Raw genomic sequence first — 16,916 nt, 5'->3', positions numbered from 1 at the left:
TTAAAGGAGCAAGCTCCTTTAAAGATTCGCTCGACTTGCATGTATTAGGCATGCCGCCAGCGTTCGTCCTGAGCCAGGATCAAACTCTCCATAATAGAAGAAAATGAATAGCTCATTTCTTGCTAGCAAAGAGGAATTGAATTCCTCTTCTTTGTTTCTGTTCGTTCGACGGAAATCGACTTACTTGGAAACGTTTATACTCTGTTCACCGAAGTGTTCCGAGTTGTAAGCTATTTAAGTGGAAACCACTCAAACGCTTTGTTGACGTTTTGCTGTTCAGTTTTCAAGGTTCATAAGATTCATTATAGTAAGGAACCGAACTGCATTCCTTCTCTATTTCGTTACTGGTTTTCCACAGCAACCTTTACATCATATCAAGTTACATTCAACTTGTCAAGAACAATTTAAAATTTCTTTTTCATCGTTTGTTTCAGATGTTTGTTTCGGTTGATCGGACAACTTCTTAAATATAACAGCTTTCATTTCATAATGCAAGCTTATTTTTAAAATTAGTTTCAACTTGCATACTAATAAAAGAGAAACCACTATGCGAAGCCCATACAAGTCGCTTCACATAGCGGTTCTGGTCATTATTCTTTCGGGCGCATTTGTGGAAACAGCAAGATATCACGAATTGATTGTGCGTTCGTCAACAGCATAACAAGACGATCTACACCAATTCCAAGACCGCCAGTTGGTGGCAAGCCATATTCCAATGCTTCAATAAAGTCGTTATCCATATCATGTGCTTCATCATTACCTTGTTCCTTCTCAACAAGCTGCGCTTCAAAACGTTCGCGCTGATCGATTGGATCATTCAGTTCAGTGAATGCATTGGCATGTTCACGGCGTACAATGAATAATTCAAAGCGGTCTGTGAAACGACCGTCTTCCGGATTCTTTTTCGCTAGTGGTGAGATCTCCACTGGATGTCCGAAGATAAATGTAGGTTGTACAAGCTCTTCTTCTACCTTCTGCTCAAAGAACTCATTCAAAACATGTCCGACTTCCATCATTGATGTTACTTCTACATTATGTTCTTTCGCAAGAGCGTGCGCTTCTTCTTTCGTCATCTCTTTCCAGAAGTCGACGCCGGTATATTCTTTTACTGCATCGACCATGTGAAGTCGTTTCCAACCTGGAGCCAAGTTAATGATATCATCCCCGTACGTTACTTCAGTTGTCCCAAGCACGTCTTGTGCAATGTGAGCAACTAGATTTTCAGTTAGCTTCATTATATCGTTATAATCCGCATACGCTTCATATAGTTCAATCATCGTAAACTCTGGGTTATGACGCGTTGATGTTCCTTCGTTACGAAATACACGTCCGATTTCATATACCTTCTCGAGTCCACCTACTATTAACCGTTTCAAATGAAGTTCAATCGCAATCCGCAAATAAAGTTCCATATCTAACGCATTATGATGAGTGATGAACGGGCGTGCAGATGCTCCGCCAGCAATTGCGTGTAGCATCGGCGTCTCCACTTCGAGGAATCCTTGATCATCGAGGTAGCGTCGCATTGATTGGATGATTTTACTTCTTAAAATAAACGTCTCTTTACTACCCTCTGTTGCGATCAAGTCCAGATAACGTTGGCGATAGCGCTGTTCAATATCTTTCAACCCGTGAAACTTCTCTGGTAATGGACGGAGTGCTTTTGTAAGGAACGTGAATTCTTCCGCCTTAACAGACAATTCACCGACGTTTGTTTTGAATACTGTTCCTGAAATCCCAACAATATCGCCCAAGTCTGCGCTCGTGAATAGCTTGTATGCTTCTTCACCAATTGCATCTTTTCTTATGTAAATTTGGATTTGACCATCAAGGTCTTGGATATGCGCAAAGCCGGCTTTTCCTTTTCCGCGCTTCGTCATGATTCGTCCTGCGATACTTACTTTGTGTGAAGCTGCTTCAAGTTCTTCTTTCGTGAACTCTTCATAACCTTTATGGATCTCTCCGGAAAGATGCGTACGTTCATATCTTGAACCAAACGGATCAAGTCCACCTTCCCTTATATCTAACATCTTCTGACGCCTCACCAGAAGTTGATCATTTAATTCGTCGATATTGGACATTTCTTTCACTCCTTCATAATAATAAGTTTGTTAATATTTTTTATATGTTCCTATTGTACACAATTTACATTGTTCAAACACACTTTACTTACTTCTTTCATAATAAAAAGGACTACCACATTGTGCGGCAGCCCATCTTTCTTCTTAATTAGACTGCACTTACTTTCAACCGTCCCCCGTTGCGCGCAAGTACATCTTCAACAAAACCATTAAGGAGACCTGTTAATTCCGCAGCAGTTTCCGTTCCATTAATTAACTTACAGACATGCGCATTGCGGGAGGCATCCCCCCTAGCGCCGAAAGGGAGAGGAAGTTCACTCTCTTCTTATTGTAAGGAGGATTCTTTAGTTCAACCTATATATATTTAAGGTGGTCTTCCTTCTTAAGAAAGAAGCCCAATGCCGTCAACTGTCTTCCAAAGTATTACACCACGATCACGAACTGCCTCTTCCTCCGAATAGAACTTCTCAGTTACCGGATTCCTAATTGCAGGTGCGATTTCAAGTAGCGGAATAAGAACAAACGCCCGTTCACTCATACGTGGATGGGGAACAATCAAGTTCTCCGATTCAATATTGTCGTTATTATAGAGCAAAATGTCAAGGTCCACAGTCCGCGGGCCCCACCTAACTTTTCGGACACGCCCCAGTTCATTTTCGATTGCTTGACAAACACTAAGCAATTCCGGGGCATCCAACACCGTTTCAAGGCATACGACTAGATTCAAAAAGTCGGCTTGGTCTGTATATCCGACAGGCACCGTTTCATAAATTGACGACACTTCTACAACGTTAATCGATTCGTACGCATGAAGTGCACGCACCGCCCCTAGCAAATGGTCTTGTCTGTCCTCAATATTCGACCCAATGGAGAGGTACGCCCGGTTCAAACGAAGCGCCCTCTCGTAACATCAACCGACACGGACGCATAATGACCTGGGATTGGTGGATCTGGCTTCACAAGGACCACCCGAATCCCCGATACTTTTTCTGGGTAACTCTCCAAAATGGCAGTCGCAATAATCTCCGCAACGGTTTCGATTAACTTTACAGGTTCCCCTTCGACAACCATTTTGCAAAGATCATACACTTCTGCATAGTTCACCGTCTTGTCGAGATCATCTGACAGACCCGCGTCTTCTAAACTTGTTGCAAGCGACACCGTCAATCGGAAGCGTTGCCCCAATTTCTTTTCTTCCGGAAGCGCTCCGTGGTATCCGTAAAACTCCATTTCATTTAAATGAATATAATCCATACTTCATCCCTCCAACTTTTCAAAGACTGATTTACCTACTAGCACATCCATCATTTTTACCATTCGCGTAATTTCTTTCACGTCGTGAACGCGCATCATATGACTTCCGTTTTCAATTCCGTAACAAACGGTCGCACCTGTACCTTCAAGTCGCTCTTCCACAGGCAGGCCAAGGACGTTCCCTATAAGCGACTTTCGTGAAGTTCCTAGTAAAATGGGATGCCCCATTCGCGCAATTTCTTTCAGACCTTGCATAACTAAAATATTTTGAGTTGTGTTTTTCGCAAAGCCAACACCCGGATCAAGCCAAATGTTCTCCTTGGCAACACCTGCCGCCTTCGCAATTCTAACGCTCTCTGCTAAATCAGCAAGCACTTCATCCATAAACGATCCTTCATACACCGCCGGTTCTCGGTTATGCATAAGGATAATGGGCACACCGTGACGTGCTGCAACATCCGCAATCCTCGGTTCACGCTTTGCACCCCAGACGTCATTGATAATATGTGCGCCTGCTTGAATCGCCGCTTCCGCAACATCTGCTTTATATGTATCGATTGACACCGCACAACCGAATTCTTTCGTTATCGCTTCAATAATCGGTACGGTCCGCTTCAATTCTTCTTCCAATGATACCGGGGCGTGTCCAGGTCTGGTCGATTCCCCGCCAACGTCAATCATCTTCGCACCGTCACGGATCATTTCTTCCGCGTGTTTCAACGCTGCGTCAACCCGGCCATATTTACCACCGTCTGAAAATGAATCCGGCGTGACATTCAAAATGCCCATAATAACCGTTTCTTTTCGGAAGTCAATTACAGTTTCCCCGAAACGATAGACATCCTTTGCATATGCCAATTCCATTACCTATGACCTTCTTTCATTTCGCTTATTGCTCGCACATACAAATCATGCAATCGGTTATAGTAAATTCCCGAATTTCCCGGGAACACGCGATTCCCTACTCTGTGTATCGGCACCACTTCTTGTACCGCATTCGTTACAAATAACTCATCGGCATTTTCTATATCTGATTTCAAATAAAATCCTTCTTGCACATCTATTTTGACCTGTTCTGCAAGTTTCATGACAAATGCACGAGTTGTTCCCGGTAGAATTCCGGTTGCAATGTCTGGAGTGTACAAACTTCCGTCTTTCACCCAAAAAATATTAGACGTGACTCCTTCGGCTACAAAACCTTCCTCCGTCACAAAAATCCCTTCAGTGTCTTTTAACGATGGTAGTTCCAGTCTTCCCCGAACATTGTTCAAAAAGTTATGCGATTTGTGACGCACCGCACTTTCAGGGCGATTACGCGGTGTTTCAAGCCAAACCGCTTCTTTTTCCGCACCCCGAGTCGATTGTGGTAAAGCTTTTCGAAATAAAATAACGTTCGGCGTTGCATACGAAGAAGGCGCAAGACCGATATCTTGAACGCCGGCAGATACGTTTAATCTAAAATAACCGTCGGCGTTACCGGACAAGTCGTCTAATTTACGAACAACGGCTAAAATCTCCTCTTCATTATACGGCATTGCAATCCGATATTCAGCAAGCGCTTCGTTTAACCTGTCCATATGTTCTTTAAACAACAAAACGTTTCCAGCGTACGTTCGAAATGTTTCAAAAAAACCGACACCGTATAAAAACCCATGATCATATGGCGATATTTTCAAATCCTCATCCCGTATGTATTCATCGTTCATCCAACACCACATATTATCGACTCGCTTTCCCTTCCGCCATTTCTTTCGCTTGCCAAAGCGCTTTTGCTTTCGCAAGGGATTCAATATATTCTTCTGTTGGTTCTGAATCCGCGACAAGTCCGGCACCCGCTTGAATGTACACAATTCCTTTTTGGATGAAAGCCGTTCGGATGACGATATTCAACTCAAAATCACCATTAAAACCGAACCACCCAATCGACCCTGTATATAACCCTCTACGTGCCGGCTCCAACTCTTCTATAATTTCCATCGTTCGAAGTTTTGGGGCACCCGTAATCGTTCCGCCCGGGAAGACACCTCGCACAATATCCGCGTTTGAAATCCCTTCGGTCGCTGTCCCACGGACGTTTGAAACGAGATGCATGACGTGTGAATATTTCTCTACGATCATAAACTCATCTGTTTCTACTGTTCCAGATACACAAACACGCCCCAAGTCCTCACGTTCAAGGTCAACAAGCATAATGTGCTCGCCTTTTTCTTTTTCATCCGATAACAAGTCTAATTCGAAGGCTGCATCGGTTTGTTCGTCTAATCCTCTTGGTCTTGTTCCCCCAATTGGACGAGTACTTAACTCACTTCCCCGCTTTTTCAAAAGCAACTCAGGTGATCCCGAAACTACATTGAATTCCGGGGAACCAATTGACGCCATATAAGGTGATGGGTTAAACGAACGAAGTGCCTCATACATATGTAAAGCATTCGCCGACAGCGGTTTCGATTGTCGGACAGATAGATTGACTTGAACAACGTCACCTTGTGAAATATAACTTTGCACATCACGTACCATTTCTTCGAATTGCGGCCCCGTCACCGAAACTTCAAGATCCCCTGTTTCTTCTGAAGTATCGGTCGCTTCACCAGGTGTAAATAACTGTTCTTCCAATCCGATTACCGCAGCGGCCATCCACTCATTTTTCATATCCATTAGGTCTAGCTGGCTTTCTGGAAGTGCGATAAAATACACATTTTCCGTTTCTATATCAAGTACGGCCCATTGATCGAAATGATAGAAAAACAAATCTGGTGTCCCTAGATCATCTATCGTGTCAGAAGTAATATCTTCATAGCGCCTTACGTAATCGTAACTTATAAACCCAGCAACCCCACCTTGGAACTCAGGTAATTCTGGAATGGTTTTGAATTCATACGAACGAACAAAATCCGTTAACAAATTGAGCGGTTCGCCTTCTCGGATTTCTTCTGTTCCATTACGCCATTGGATGAGTAGTGCATCTTCCTTCATCGCACGCAGTGTAGCTAACGGATGAATCCCCGCTATACAAAGGTTGCCCCCTCGACCACTCTCCAAAAGGAGATGACTTTTATCGTTTTGCGCTAATTGTTTATATGCATAAAAAAACTGCTCTTTCGTCATTTTAGCTCTTGTGTAGGATAGTTCCCTTTCCTTCATCGACCGTACCCCCGTAACTATTAATAACTACATCTTACCGCGAATCCATCGTTTTATGCTACCCGGAAAAGCACACATAAAAAAAGAAGGAGCGTCGATGCCCCCTCTCCTTAAATATTATTCTTCGTCGTAGTTGTAAAGTGGTGTACTTAAATATCGTTCACCGTTCGAAGGAAGAATTGCAACGACTTTCTTCCCTTTACCTAGTTTTTTCGCAAGTTGAAGCGCTGCAAAAATGGCAGCTCCAGATGAAACCCCGCCAAGAATTCCTTCTTCACGCGCTGCGCGTCTTGCCGTATCATATGACTCGTCGTTTGTGACTTGAATGATTTCATCGTAAATCTTCGTATCAAGAACTTCTGGAATAAATCCAGCACCGATTCCTTGAATTTTATGCGGTCCTGGCTTGCCACCCGAAAGAACAGCCGAATCCGTCGGTTCAACCGCAATAATTTTCACATCTGGAAAACGTTCTTTCAATACCGTACCTGCACCCGTAATCGTGCCACCTGTACCAATGCCCGAAACGAATGCATCGACACGGTCCAGTGCATCTGCAATTTCAGGTCCTGTTGTTAACCGATGGATTTCTGGATTTGCTGCGTTATTAAATTGTTGCGGCATAAACCAACCATTTTCTTCGGCCAACGCACCCGCTTTTGCAATCGCACCTTTCATCCCTTCAGCCCCGGGAGTAAGAACAAGTTTAGCTCCATATGCACGCAACAACGTACGTCGTTCTGTACTCATCGTATCCGGCATGACAAGAACTGATTTGTACCCTTTAGCCGCAGCAATCATCGCAAGGCCGATTCCCGTATTTCCACTCGTCGGCTCTATAATTGTACTGCCTTCTGTTAAATCACCAGACTTTTCTGCTGCTTCAATCATTGCAAGCGCGATTCTATCTTTGACACTAGAACCTGGGTTAAAATATTCTAATTTCAAATAAACTTCCGCATCTTCTGCACCTGTCATTCGATTTAACTTAACAAGGGGTGTACGTCCAACAAGATCTGCAATAGAATTTCCAACTAAACTCATATGATCCACTCCCAATCCCTAGTATTTTGATATGCTTTATTGTATTGATAATACTATTAATATGTGCGGGATGTCAACAATAATGTCCAATGCTTTTATTCTTTTTCCTTACCTAAGTTCGATTATTCCTGAAGATACGAAAAAACTGTCTAGAACCCCGATTTACGTCGGCTACTAGACAGTTTCGATTCATTTACCGTAAAACCATTTCGCGTCGAACTCTTTCCAAAATGCCTCTGGGTTTATCGACTCAGGAAGTTGTTCGAGAGCCAGTTCGCGGCGAATATGCTCGGATACTTCTTTAAACTTGAAAGATCGCCCTTTTACAATATCGCTCACACGGATAATTGCGAAGGTGCCATCTTCAAGTTCTATAACTCCACTCACTTTTCCCGCTTTCGTCTCGGCAGCGGTTTTTACAATTGCTTGGTCAATACTTTGCGTCGTATCATTTATGTAACCAATATCTCCGCTAAGGTTTGCCGAACCAACATCTACAGAGCGCTCTTTAGCTAACACGTCAAAGCTTGAACCTCCGGATAATTCACCAAGTGCCTGCTCCGCTTCATCTTTTGACGGGAGAACAATAATAGCTGTGCGATAAGATGTTGGCAAATTATAAAGCGATTTATTTTCATCATAATTCGATTTAATCGCCTTGTCTTTAATGACTACATCTTTCGTTAATACTTTCTCAAGTATTAAATCGGAACGAATCATCTTCCGCACTTTCTCTTCATCTACATCCGTATACGAAAGACCGTCAACGGATCGAATAAGCGCAAGTTCAAGATCTATTTCCTTATCCTTCACATTAATCTTGTACTTTTTTGCGGCTGCTTCCATTACATTCTCGTTGACGAGGTCAAGGAGTACTTCGCGGCCGACTTCTTTTTCCATCGCCGTCATCCACTGCCCTCTAGTAATGGCGACTTTTCCTACTGATGCAACCTTTTCACCGTCTTGCTCCATCTTATTAGGAATAAGCCAAGCAATAAACCAGATCACGTTGCAAAGAAGTAAAATCCCAACCAAAATGAGAAGTGGCTCTGCCTTCAACTTTCGTTTTAGCATACTTTCTTTTTCAGGATTACGACCGCGTACGGATTTCATGGATAAAGCCTTCCAATTCACTCTTAGGATAAACATAGGTCTCTAGGCAAAAGTGGCAATGTGCCTCAGCCTGTCCATCTTCATCTATCATATTTTGAATTTCCTGCTCGCCAAGACCAATAATTGCATTTCCAAAACGTTCTCTTGAACAATTACATTTAAACGAAACATCCATTTGACCTAAAATCTCAACATTTTCGGATCCAAGAACTTCATTCAAAATCCCCTCGGGTGTTAAACCACGGGCAATCATCGACGAGATCGGTTCCATTTTTGATATTCGATCTTCTAGCGCGGTAATCGTTTCGTCTGTCGCACCCGGCATCACTTGGATAATAAAACCACCCGACGCCTGAACTGTATTATCCGGATTGACAAGGACACCTAGTCCCACCGCTGAAGGGGTTTGTTCCGATACGGCAAAGTACTCCGTAAAGTCTTCCGCAATTTCACCGGAAACAAGAGCTATGTGACCCGTAAAGAAATCTCTTAAACCGAGGTCTTTCACAACTGTTAAGGCACCTTCCGTTCCGACCGCACGACGGACATCCAGTTTACCCCGTTCCTTCGCCTCAAAATCTGTCTGTGGATTTGCTGCATACCCGCGAACTTCTCCATTCGCATTTGCATCAATGACCATCGAACCGAGCGGACCGTTCCCCTCAACCTTTACTGTTAACTTGTCTTCGCCCTTCATCATTGCACCCATCATTACTGTCGCTGTCATTGCTCTACCAAGTGCAGCAGTTGCTGTTCGCCACATATCATGTCTACGCTGCACTTCCGATACCGTTTCTGTTGAACGTACTGCGTACGCTCGAATCGTTCCGTCAAATGCTAGTGCTTTTATTAAATAATCATTCATTTTTTTCCTGACTCCTTCTAAACGTTATACTTTTACATATTTCTTTCATAAATTAAGTGAAGCCCTTTTAGCGTAAGAAAATTATCGACAACATCAATGATTGTTGTTTCACTGGCGATTAAATCTGCTAATCCTCCGGTTGCAATAACAGTCGGTTCTTTCTTACTTTGCGCTTTCATCCTTGTAACTATTCCTTCAACTTGTCCAACGTAGCCGTAAACAATTCCGGACTGCATTGCGACAACTGTATTTTTACCGACGACATGCTCTGGACGAGCGATTTCAATACGCGGTAATTTCGAAGCCCGGTCGAACAATGCTTCCATCGAGATTCCGATACCTGGTGCAATTGCACCGCCCATATATTCACCGTTCTCATTTACATAACAAAACGTTGTTGCAGTTCCAAAATCAACAATAATTAGCGGACTATCATAATCATGAATAGCAGCAACCGCATTGACGATTCGGTCTGCGCCTACTTCGTGCGGGTTTTCGTATTTAATATCCAACCCTGTTTGAATGCCAGGACCGACAATAAGTGGTTTTTGATTGAAGTATTTTCTGCACATTTGTTCCAGCGGGAACATCACCGGTGGCACAACGGATGAAATGATAATGCCATCTATCTCATCAAATGAAAGACCGACATGAGTAAAAAACGATTTCACTTGCATCGCATATTCATCTTCCGTTTTTTGACGATATGTTTCCATACGCCAGTGATACTTTAGTTCACCTTGATCATATACACCTAGGACAATATTTGTATTGCCAGTATCCATTACTAAGATCATTTAAGTACCTCGCTAACATCAATATTTTCATCACATCATACCATATTTTACTTAAAAAAAGCTGACTGCTTCAAAAAGAAACAGTCAGCTTTTATTTGTATTTTACCCTTTTCGGTCCTCTTGAATCGAGTTGTTCGGAACGTCTGGAGTAGACTCTTCCGGCAAGTCACCAATTGATGGATCCGAAGGTGCCCCTGTTACATCGGCGATGACAGTTCCGTTGTCTTCAACAACAACTTCTTCAGCTTCAACAGTTATAATTTCTTTGTTGCCATTATTATCATATGGACGATCAGGTAATGTACCATGATCTTTCAAATGGTTAATTTGTTCTGCATCGAGCGTTTCAACTTCTAGAAGCGTCGTTGCGATCAAGTTAAGAAGATCGCGGTGCTCCGTAAGAATTTGGTGCGTCCTAGCATACTGTTCTTTAATAATACGTTGCATTTCTGAGTCGATTTCATAAGCAATTGCTTCAGAATAGTTTTGTTCAGAGTTAAAGTCCCTACCAAGGAACACTTCACCTTGTGATTGACCAAATTGTAAAGGACCGAGTTTGTCGCTCATTCCATATTCGGTCACCATCGAACGCGCAATACCTGTAGCACGTTGGAAGTCATTATGTGCCCCAGTCGATACTTCACCAAGAGCAATTTCCTCGGCGACACGCCCTCCAAGAAGTCCAGAGATTTTGTCAAGAAGTTCAGGTTTCGTCATGAAGTAGCGATCCTCTTTCGGAAGCATAACTGCATAACCGCCAGCTTGCCCACGAGGAACAATCGTTACTTTGTGAACAATATCCGCTTCGTCAAGCATAAGCCCAACGACAACATGACCCGCTTCGTGGAATGACACAATATCTCTTTCTTTCTTCGAAATGACGCGGCTTGTTTTCGCAGGACCCGCAATTACCCGGTCCGTCGCTTCGTCAATATCAGCCATATCAATTTTCAACTTATCACGTCTTGCCGCTACAAGTGCAGCCTCGTTTAACAAGTTCTCAAGATCCGCACCAGAAAAACCTGGTGTACGTTGAGCAAGAGCTTTCAAATTGACCGTATCGTCTAATGGTTTGTTACGAGCATGCACAGCAAGAACTGCTTCCCTACCTTTTACATCCGGACGACCTACAGTAATCTGACGGTCAAAACGTCCCGGACGAAGAAGCGCGGGGTCAAGAATATCTGGACGGTTAGTAGCGGCAACGATAATAACACCTTCGTTTTCACCGAATCCATCCATTTCAACAAGAAGTTGGTTAAGTGTTTGTTCACGTTCATCATGACCGCCACCAAGACCTGCGCCACGTTGGCGTCCAACTGCATCAATCTCATCAATAAAGATGATACATGGTGCATTCTTTTTCGCGTTTTCGAAAAGGTCGCGTACACGAGATGCCCCAACCCCAACGAACATTTCTACAAAGTCAGAACCTGAAATTGAGAAGAACGGTACGCCCGCCTCACCTGCAACAGCACGTGCTAGTAACGTTTTCCCCGTACCCGGAGGTCCAACTAACAAAATACCCCTTGGAATACGTGCGCCAACTTTATCGAACTTACGTGAATCCTTAAGGAAGTCAACAACTTCCACAAGTTCTGCTTTTTCTTCATCCGCTCCGGCTACATCATCGAAGCTAACTTTTTTGCGATCATCCGTATGAAGTTTCGCTTTACTTTTACCGAAACTCATTACTTTACCGCCGCCCCCACCTTGCGATTGGTTAAGCAAGAAGAAGAACAAGATAAAGATAATGATGAAAGGGAAAAGGCCAGTGAAAAATGTTGCCAACGCACTCGGTTTCGGCGCTTTCTCATACTTCACTTTTGTTTTTGCCTCAATAAGTGCTTGCACACTTTCATTGTTTTGCGGAACATTCGTAACGTATGTCTCGCCTTCCGCATAACCTTTCATTTTACCGGTCACTTCATAGACTAGTTGGTCTGGCTGCAGTGTTGCATCGACCACTTTTCCATCTTCTAGTGCAGTTATAAACTCGTGATAAGTAATTGGTTTTACTTGCGGGTTTGGATTATTAAATGAACTAAAGATTCCCATGATTGCTAGGAAAATTAGTCCGTATAGTAGAAAGTATCGAAGTATTCGATTCATCCCCAGGCCTCCTCATCTCATTAAACAGAAAACTATTTTAAATCTTATCATAGGTAAGTTTCAACCTACAACGAAAATGCCTTATCGGAATTTGCTTTTAAAAGGAGTAAATTTCCTTTTTTAGTACGCCGATATAAGGTAAATTTCTGTATTTTTCTGCGTAATCAAGTCCGTACCCGACAACAAATGCATCCGGTACGATAAAGCCAATATAATCAGCCTTTAAATCCACTTTCCGGCCAGTTGGCTTATCGAGGAGAGTGACAATTTTTATAGAATTTGCTTTTCTATATTTCATAAGATCGACTAAATAGCTAAGTGTCTTACCACTATCGATGATGTCTTCAATAATTAGGACATCCCGTCCTTCAACGCTTGTGTTTAAATCTTTAACAATTTTTACTTCGCCAGATGAAACTGTCGCATTGCCGTAACTCGACACATCCATAAAATCGAGTTCTATGTAAGCGTCAATTTTCTTAATAAGGTCACTCATGAAAGGTAATCCGCCTTTCAAGACGCCAATTGCGAGCGGAAACTTGTCTTTGTATTCCTCCGTAAGTATCGCTCCAAGCTCATTAACTTTTTCTTGGATTTCCTCTTCCGAAATTAACGTTTCTTCAATATCCTTGGAAAGCATCAAATTTCCTCCTTTTTTCAAACCTATTTTATATCTCTCCCCGTAAAAATATGTATTTGCCTGCCGCTGTACGATTCCGCGTAAAAGCGGCGCCATACCGTAATCCAGGCACAGCACATACTTCATCTTGCGCTGTTACAACGATAGGTAAACATAAACGCTTTGACTTACTGACCTTTTCGTCGATGAATAGCCTAGATAAACGCTTCGAATGAACCATTCCCGGCAGCAATATCCGGTCGCCGTCATTTCGGCGCCTAACCTGTAAAGGCAATGCTGGTTCGGGTAAATCGAAATACATTACTTCTTTAGCATTTGTAAGTAAGTCTACGTCGACATTTTCTACTTCCGACCAATAAAACCAAACGTCATTTCCCCAAAAAAATTGCTTCCCTTTAGGCACGGTCTTTTGTACGTTCGATTCAGGAGAAGTTTTTTTCTGTACGAAAGTAATGTTCCCATATTCCCTTAAGAATTGGTAGCCAAAAGGCAAGTCTATGGAAACATTTCCTTCCTGTGAACCGAGGTGCTTTAAGAGCTGTCCAATGAGTCCGGATTTGTATTCCACGGGTAAGTTTTTATTATTGTAAAGATAACCTAATAGTAGTGGAATCATCCGTCTTTGTAAAGCAGTTGGCATATCCATAAATGCACGACTATCTACAAATGGAAGTCCTTCATCCGTGAAGTCAACAATCTTTTCAAGGCGGGCTTTTGCCATTGATCCAAGAAACTCTTCGTCTTCTTGCACTTTACTAGACAGCGTAACTGCATTTTCTGCGGCTGTTGGATTTTCTTTCAGAATGAACGGAACGATTTCCTGACGAAAACGATTGCGCATATAAGCGTTGCTGTTATTACTCGGATCTTCGCGAAATTTCAACTCGTGGCGCCTAGCATAGGAATAAAGCGCATCTTTCATGGCGGGTAAGAAAGGTCGGATAAGGATACCGTTTTCAATCATGCGCTTAATCGGGATACCGGTTGGAATGCCACCTTTCGTAAGCTGCATCAGTACTGTTTCAAGCTGATCTTCTGCGTGGTGGGCTGTCGCCAGTACATTGAATTGCTGCTCACGCATTGTTTTTTGAAAAAATACGTATCTGCCCTCCCGGCAAATAGCTTGCACATTTCCTCCGTCTTTCTTAATAATTTCAGGGACTGGAACGCTTCCCCCGAAAAACGGAATTCCGTACGTTTTGCATACGCTTTCAACGAACGTTCCATCTTCCTCTGATTCTATGCCGCGCAACATATGGTCGACGTGAACAGCCGCGACTTCAACGCCCAATTTTTCACGGTTTATCGCCACAAAGTGTAGCAGTGCAACCGAATCGACACCACCTGAACAGGCGATAAGAATCCGGTCGCCCTTCTTAACAAGCGACTTCTCCTTGATGTATTGAAAGATTTTTTCGTCGAAGTTATCCATTGACACACCTTCTTTTCCTTATCCATTTACTTTTTCCTTTGCACCTACTTGCGAATATGGAGTGAAACTAGACCATTCAGGAAGCACATGATCCAGTTTCATCACGAGCACTGTCCGATCGTCTGCTACCGCGCGGAATCGCCTTTCCATTTCGCCCATTACTCGGTCCGCAATTTTTTCACAATCTAGATGACCGTATCTTCCAAGTATACCGTACAATGCCTTCTCTTGCTCTTCTAGGGAAACTTCCCCTTGGAACATCCCGTCTGTCATCATGACTAAAATATCCCCCGATTTTAAATCTTCATGTTTTGCTTCCACTGAAAAAGCCGGCAAGAAACCGACCGGGACTGATTGGCTGTCAAGTCTTAAAAAGTCGTTCCCACGCTTAATATACGTACTCATCGATCCAGCCTTCCATGACCAAAGCCGCCCGTCTTGTAAATCGATTAAAGCAAGATCCAGCGTCGCGTACATATCGTCAAGCCCATTTAGTGACATCATGTAATGCAGTGTATGCATAGCCGTTTCTGGATTCATTTTTCGGTCTAGACATTCCCGCATTAGCCGAATCACCTTACGACTTTCACGATATGCATGAATATCCTGACCCATACCATCTGATAATAATACCGCGGTTAATCCGGCATGGATTGGAAACACTTCGTACGCATCTCCTGCATGGAAAGCTTTTTCGCCAGATGTCGCCACAATTCCATAATCCAGCTTAAAACGAACGGCCGAGCCCAATGTCAGACGAATATGCGGAAACGGATCTTGTTTGATTCCGGATTTGACGACTTGAAACGGCTCGTCATACATTCTTTCAAGAACGGGTAGGATGAATCGCTCCGCCATAGTTGTGTTCGTTTCGAAATCCGATCTTTTCTCCGGAATACAACAAATAACTTTCCGTGCTCCCTTTTCTTCCGATAAAACATCTATTTGAAAAAACTCGATACCTTGCTCTTGAAACCGTTTCTCTATTTCTTCCTCGGCCGGTTTGTAGACGGACAAGTCCTCTTTAATTTCCCCCATAATTTTGTCGAGGTGCGTGCTTACGTCACGCAACTGGAGCGCCAACATTTTTCTTCCATGCTGAAGCTGCCCGCTTAATAATTGGGATGCCGATTGATCTTCAAGTTCATTTATTAGACCCGTGAATTTAATACATTTATATTTTATCTTTTCCTCTACTCTGTGCCGGGCAGACTTTTTTGACAACGCATAAGTTACTTCCCACTCATTAAGAAGCCTGTCCATATCATTATCTTCACTTTCCCAACATCGTGAATAACGGAAACACGATTGACAAACGTTAGGGGTTTTAAGCTCTTCGCTCTTTATAAAATTTCCACTATGGGGTGATTGCCCACCTACCAACGTAGACATAAACTCGGCGAACTTTTGAAAATCGGATAGTTGATCGTCGAGCCGCTCAGCTAACCATTGCTGACGCTTTTCCGAAACATCCGTACTTGCGGGGAAAAAGATGCGTTGAAATGGCTCAATCTTTCTTGTCGGGATTAGTAAAAAAATTACAGTTGCGGCCCCTATTGTCACAAAATGTGTCTTGTCTAGCGGTAAGGTAAGATCATACATGAAAAAGAATGCGGAAACGACGATTCCCCCCGTAGCGATGCCCACTTTTCCGAATCGTCGGAACGCACCCGCTACAAAACCCGTCATACCATACACAGCCATCATTCCGGTGAAAGATAATTCCGCCAAACCTATTATTGCTGCGATAATCATTGCGATTGTCGTTGAAAAAGAAAGCCCCCCTGCTGAAGCGGCAAGAAGAATGGTCAAATGAATGAAAAACCCAGCGAGTGACAAATGGCCGACAAGAATTCCTTGCATCCCAGTCATTGCTAACGCCCCTATAATACAAGCCGCCCTGAGTCGTTCAGATGTCCATTCTCCAAAGTAAATTCGGTCTGCTGGTGGAAAGGCCATGAATAGAAAAAACGTCACAAAAAAGGCCAGTATTGCCTCAAACCCAATAAACAACTGCACTTCTACCGGGATAACCCCCGCGTATGCTATGAGTTGCCAAATCACTTGAATGACAACAATCGAGCTCACAACAGTTAGAGGAACTGATTTTCTTGCGAACGGGTATCTAATTACTGCGTTGAAAAGTAGCAGTTCTAACAGATGAATTACCGCTTGTCCCACACCGAGAAATGAACTTCCAACCATTCCTCCGATAAACACCCAAATTAAGTATTTTCTAAAACGAGCACGTGCAAGTGCCCAAATTGGTAAAAAGAAAGGTACTGCCGCGTCAAATAACACAGCTTGCGATAAAAAGAATGAACCTAGTAAAAAAAATGTCGCAACAATGATTTGCATTTTCTTTTTTCCAATCGCCTCGATATACATTCGAATCGGTTGTTCAACTGGACCTTCCATGTTGCCTGATAGTTTCATC

14 protein-coding genes and 1 rRNA gene are annotated in these 16,916 nt (G+C 43.1%); all 15 read right to left on the bottom strand.

Annotation, left to right across the window (positions count from 1 at the left end):
- Nucleotides 1-95, bottom strand: a 16S ribosomal RNA gene (locus tag KSU66_RS19290); the annotation flags it as partial.
- Between the two features lie 495 nt (nt 96-590).
- The gene (lysS, locus tag KSU66_RS19285; protein ID WP_269053091.1) at nt 591-2,081 is read right to left on the bottom strand and encodes a lysine--tRNA ligase; all 1,491 of its coding nucleotides are present in this window, start codon (nt 2,079-2,081) and stop codon (nt 591-593) included.
- Nucleotides 2,082-2,463: 382 nt separating this feature from the next.
- Nucleotides 2,464-2,970 (bottom strand): 2-amino-4-hydroxy-6-hydroxymethyldihydropteridine diphosphokinase, encoded by a 507-nt coding sequence (gene folK / locus KSU66_RS19280; protein ID WP_329958861.1) that lies wholly within the window; start codon nt 2,968-2,970, stop codon nt 2,464-2,466.
- Entirely contained in the window at nt 2,967-3,335 is a 369-nt protein-coding gene (gene folB, locus KSU66_RS19275; RefSeq protein ID WP_269053090.1) for a dihydroneopterin aldolase, read from the bottom strand. The genes folK and folB overlap by 4 nt, the downstream gene beginning before the upstream one ends.
- A 3-nt stretch (nt 3,336-3,338) precedes the next feature.
- The gene (gene folP, locus KSU66_RS19270) at nt 3,339-4,199 is read right to left on the bottom strand and encodes a dihydropteroate synthase (RefSeq protein WP_443029009.1); all 861 of its coding nucleotides are present in this window, start codon (nt 4,197-4,199) and stop codon (nt 3,339-3,341) included.
- A complete protein-coding gene (gene pabC, locus KSU66_RS19265) occupies nt 4,199-5,041 on the bottom strand; it encodes an aminodeoxychorismate lyase (RefSeq protein WP_329958860.1) in 843 nt (280 codons plus the stop codon). Before pabC ends, folP begins: the two co-directional genes overlap by 1 nt.
- Nucleotides 5,042-5,054: 13 nt before the next feature.
- Nucleotides 5,055-6,476, bottom strand: coding sequence for an anthranilate synthase component I family protein (locus KSU66_RS19260; protein WP_269053088.1), 1,422 nt, complete (start codon nt 6,474-6,476; stop codon nt 5,055-5,057).
- A gap of 117 nt (nt 6,477-6,593) precedes the next feature.
- Nucleotides 6,594-7,520 (bottom strand): cysteine synthase A, encoded by a 927-nt coding sequence (gene cysK / locus KSU66_RS19255; RefSeq protein WP_269053087.1) that lies wholly within the window; start codon nt 7,518-7,520, stop codon nt 6,594-6,596.
- Nucleotides 7,521-7,709: 189 nt separating this feature from the next.
- Nucleotides 7,710-8,633 carry a peptidyl-prolyl cis-trans isomerase gene (locus KSU66_RS19250; protein ID WP_269053086.1) on the bottom strand — a complete coding sequence of 308 codons (924 nt, stop codon included), beginning with the start codon at nt 8,631-8,633 and terminating at the stop codon, nt 7,710-7,712.
- Nucleotides 8,611-9,498, bottom strand: coding sequence for an Hsp33 family molecular chaperone HslO (hslO, locus tag KSU66_RS19245; protein ID WP_269053085.1), 888 nt, complete (start codon nt 9,496-9,498; stop codon nt 8,611-8,613). Before hslO ends, KSU66_RS19250 begins: the two co-directional genes overlap by 23 nt.
- A gap of 32 nt (nt 9,499-9,530) precedes the next feature.
- Complete coding sequence (locus tag KSU66_RS19240; RefSeq protein ID WP_269053084.1) at nt 9,531-10,295, bottom strand: type III pantothenate kinase; 765 nt, start codon at nt 10,293-10,295, stop codon at nt 9,531-9,533.
- A 102-nt stretch (nt 10,296-10,397) separates the two neighbouring features.
- Nucleotides 10,398-12,407, bottom strand: a complete 2,010-nt coding sequence (gene ftsH / locus KSU66_RS19235; protein WP_269053083.1) for an ATP-dependent zinc metalloprotease FtsH — start codon at nt 12,405-12,407, stop codon at nt 10,398-10,400.
- Between the two features lie 97 nt (nt 12,408-12,504).
- Nucleotides 12,505-13,047 carry a hypoxanthine phosphoribosyltransferase gene (gene hpt / locus KSU66_RS19230; protein WP_269053082.1) on the bottom strand — a complete coding sequence of 181 codons (543 nt, stop codon included), beginning with the start codon at nt 13,045-13,047 and terminating at the stop codon, nt 12,505-12,507.
- A gap of 28 nt (nt 13,048-13,075) precedes the next feature.
- Complete coding sequence (gene tilS, locus KSU66_RS19225; protein WP_269053081.1) at nt 13,076-14,479, bottom strand: tRNA lysidine(34) synthetase TilS; 1,404 nt, start codon at nt 14,477-14,479, stop codon at nt 13,076-13,078.
- Nucleotides 14,480-14,497: 18 nt separating this feature from the next.
- Entirely contained in the window at nt 14,498-16,915 is a 2,418-nt protein-coding gene (locus KSU66_RS19220; protein ID WP_269053080.1) for a SpoIIE family protein phosphatase, read from the bottom strand.
- Nucleotide 16,916: the final 1 nt, after the last annotated feature.

It is taken from the genome of Sporosarcina sp. G11-34, assembly GCF_026931025.1.
Note: the sequence above shows the minus strand (reverse complement) of the source record. Positions and strands in the feature narration are given on the sequence as shown.

Coding starts and splice junctions, on each gene's coding strand:
- lysS (WP_269053091.1), bottom strand. CDS start 2,081: ATGTCCAATATCGACGAATTAAATGATCAACTTCTGGTGAGGCGTCAG.
- folB (WP_269053090.1), bottom strand. CDS start 3,335: ATGGATTATATTCATTTAAATGAAATGGAGTTTTACGGATACCACGGA.
- folP (WP_443029009.1), bottom strand. CDS start 4,199: ATGGAATTGGCATATGCAAAGGATGTCTATCGTTTCGGGGAAACTGTA.
- pabC (WP_329958860.1), bottom strand. CDS start 5,041: ATGAACGATGAATACATACGGGATGAGGATTTGAAAATATCGCCATAT.
- KSU66_RS19260 (WP_269053088.1), bottom strand. CDS start 6,476: ATGAAGGAAAGGGAACTATCCTACACAAGAGCTAAAATGACGAAAGAG.
- cysK (WP_269053087.1), bottom strand. CDS start 7,520: ATGAGTTTAGTTGGAAATTCTATTGCAGATCTTGTTGGACGTACACCC.
- KSU66_RS19250 (WP_269053086.1), bottom strand. CDS start 8,633: ATGAAATCCGTACGCGGTCGTAATCCTGAAAAAGAAAGTATGCTAAAA.
- hslO (WP_269053085.1), bottom strand. CDS start 9,498: ATGAATGATTATTTAATAAAAGCACTAGCATTTGACGGAACGATTCGA.
- KSU66_RS19240 (WP_269053084.1), bottom strand. CDS start 10,295: ATGATCTTAGTAATGGATACTGGCAATACAAATATTGTCCTAGGTGTA.
- ftsH (WP_269053083.1), bottom strand. CDS start 12,407: ATGAATCGAATACTTCGATACTTTCTACTATACGGACTAATTTTCCTA.
- hpt (WP_269053082.1), bottom strand. CDS start 13,047: ATGCTTTCCAAGGATATTGAAGAAACGTTAATTTCGGAAGAGGAAATC.
- tilS (WP_269053081.1), bottom strand. CDS start 14,479: ATGGATAACTTCGACGAAAAAATCTTTCAATACATCAAGGAGAAGTCG.
- KSU66_RS19220 (WP_269053080.1), bottom strand. CDS start 16,915: ATGAAACTATCAGGCAACATGGAAGGTCCAGTTGAACAACCGATTCGA.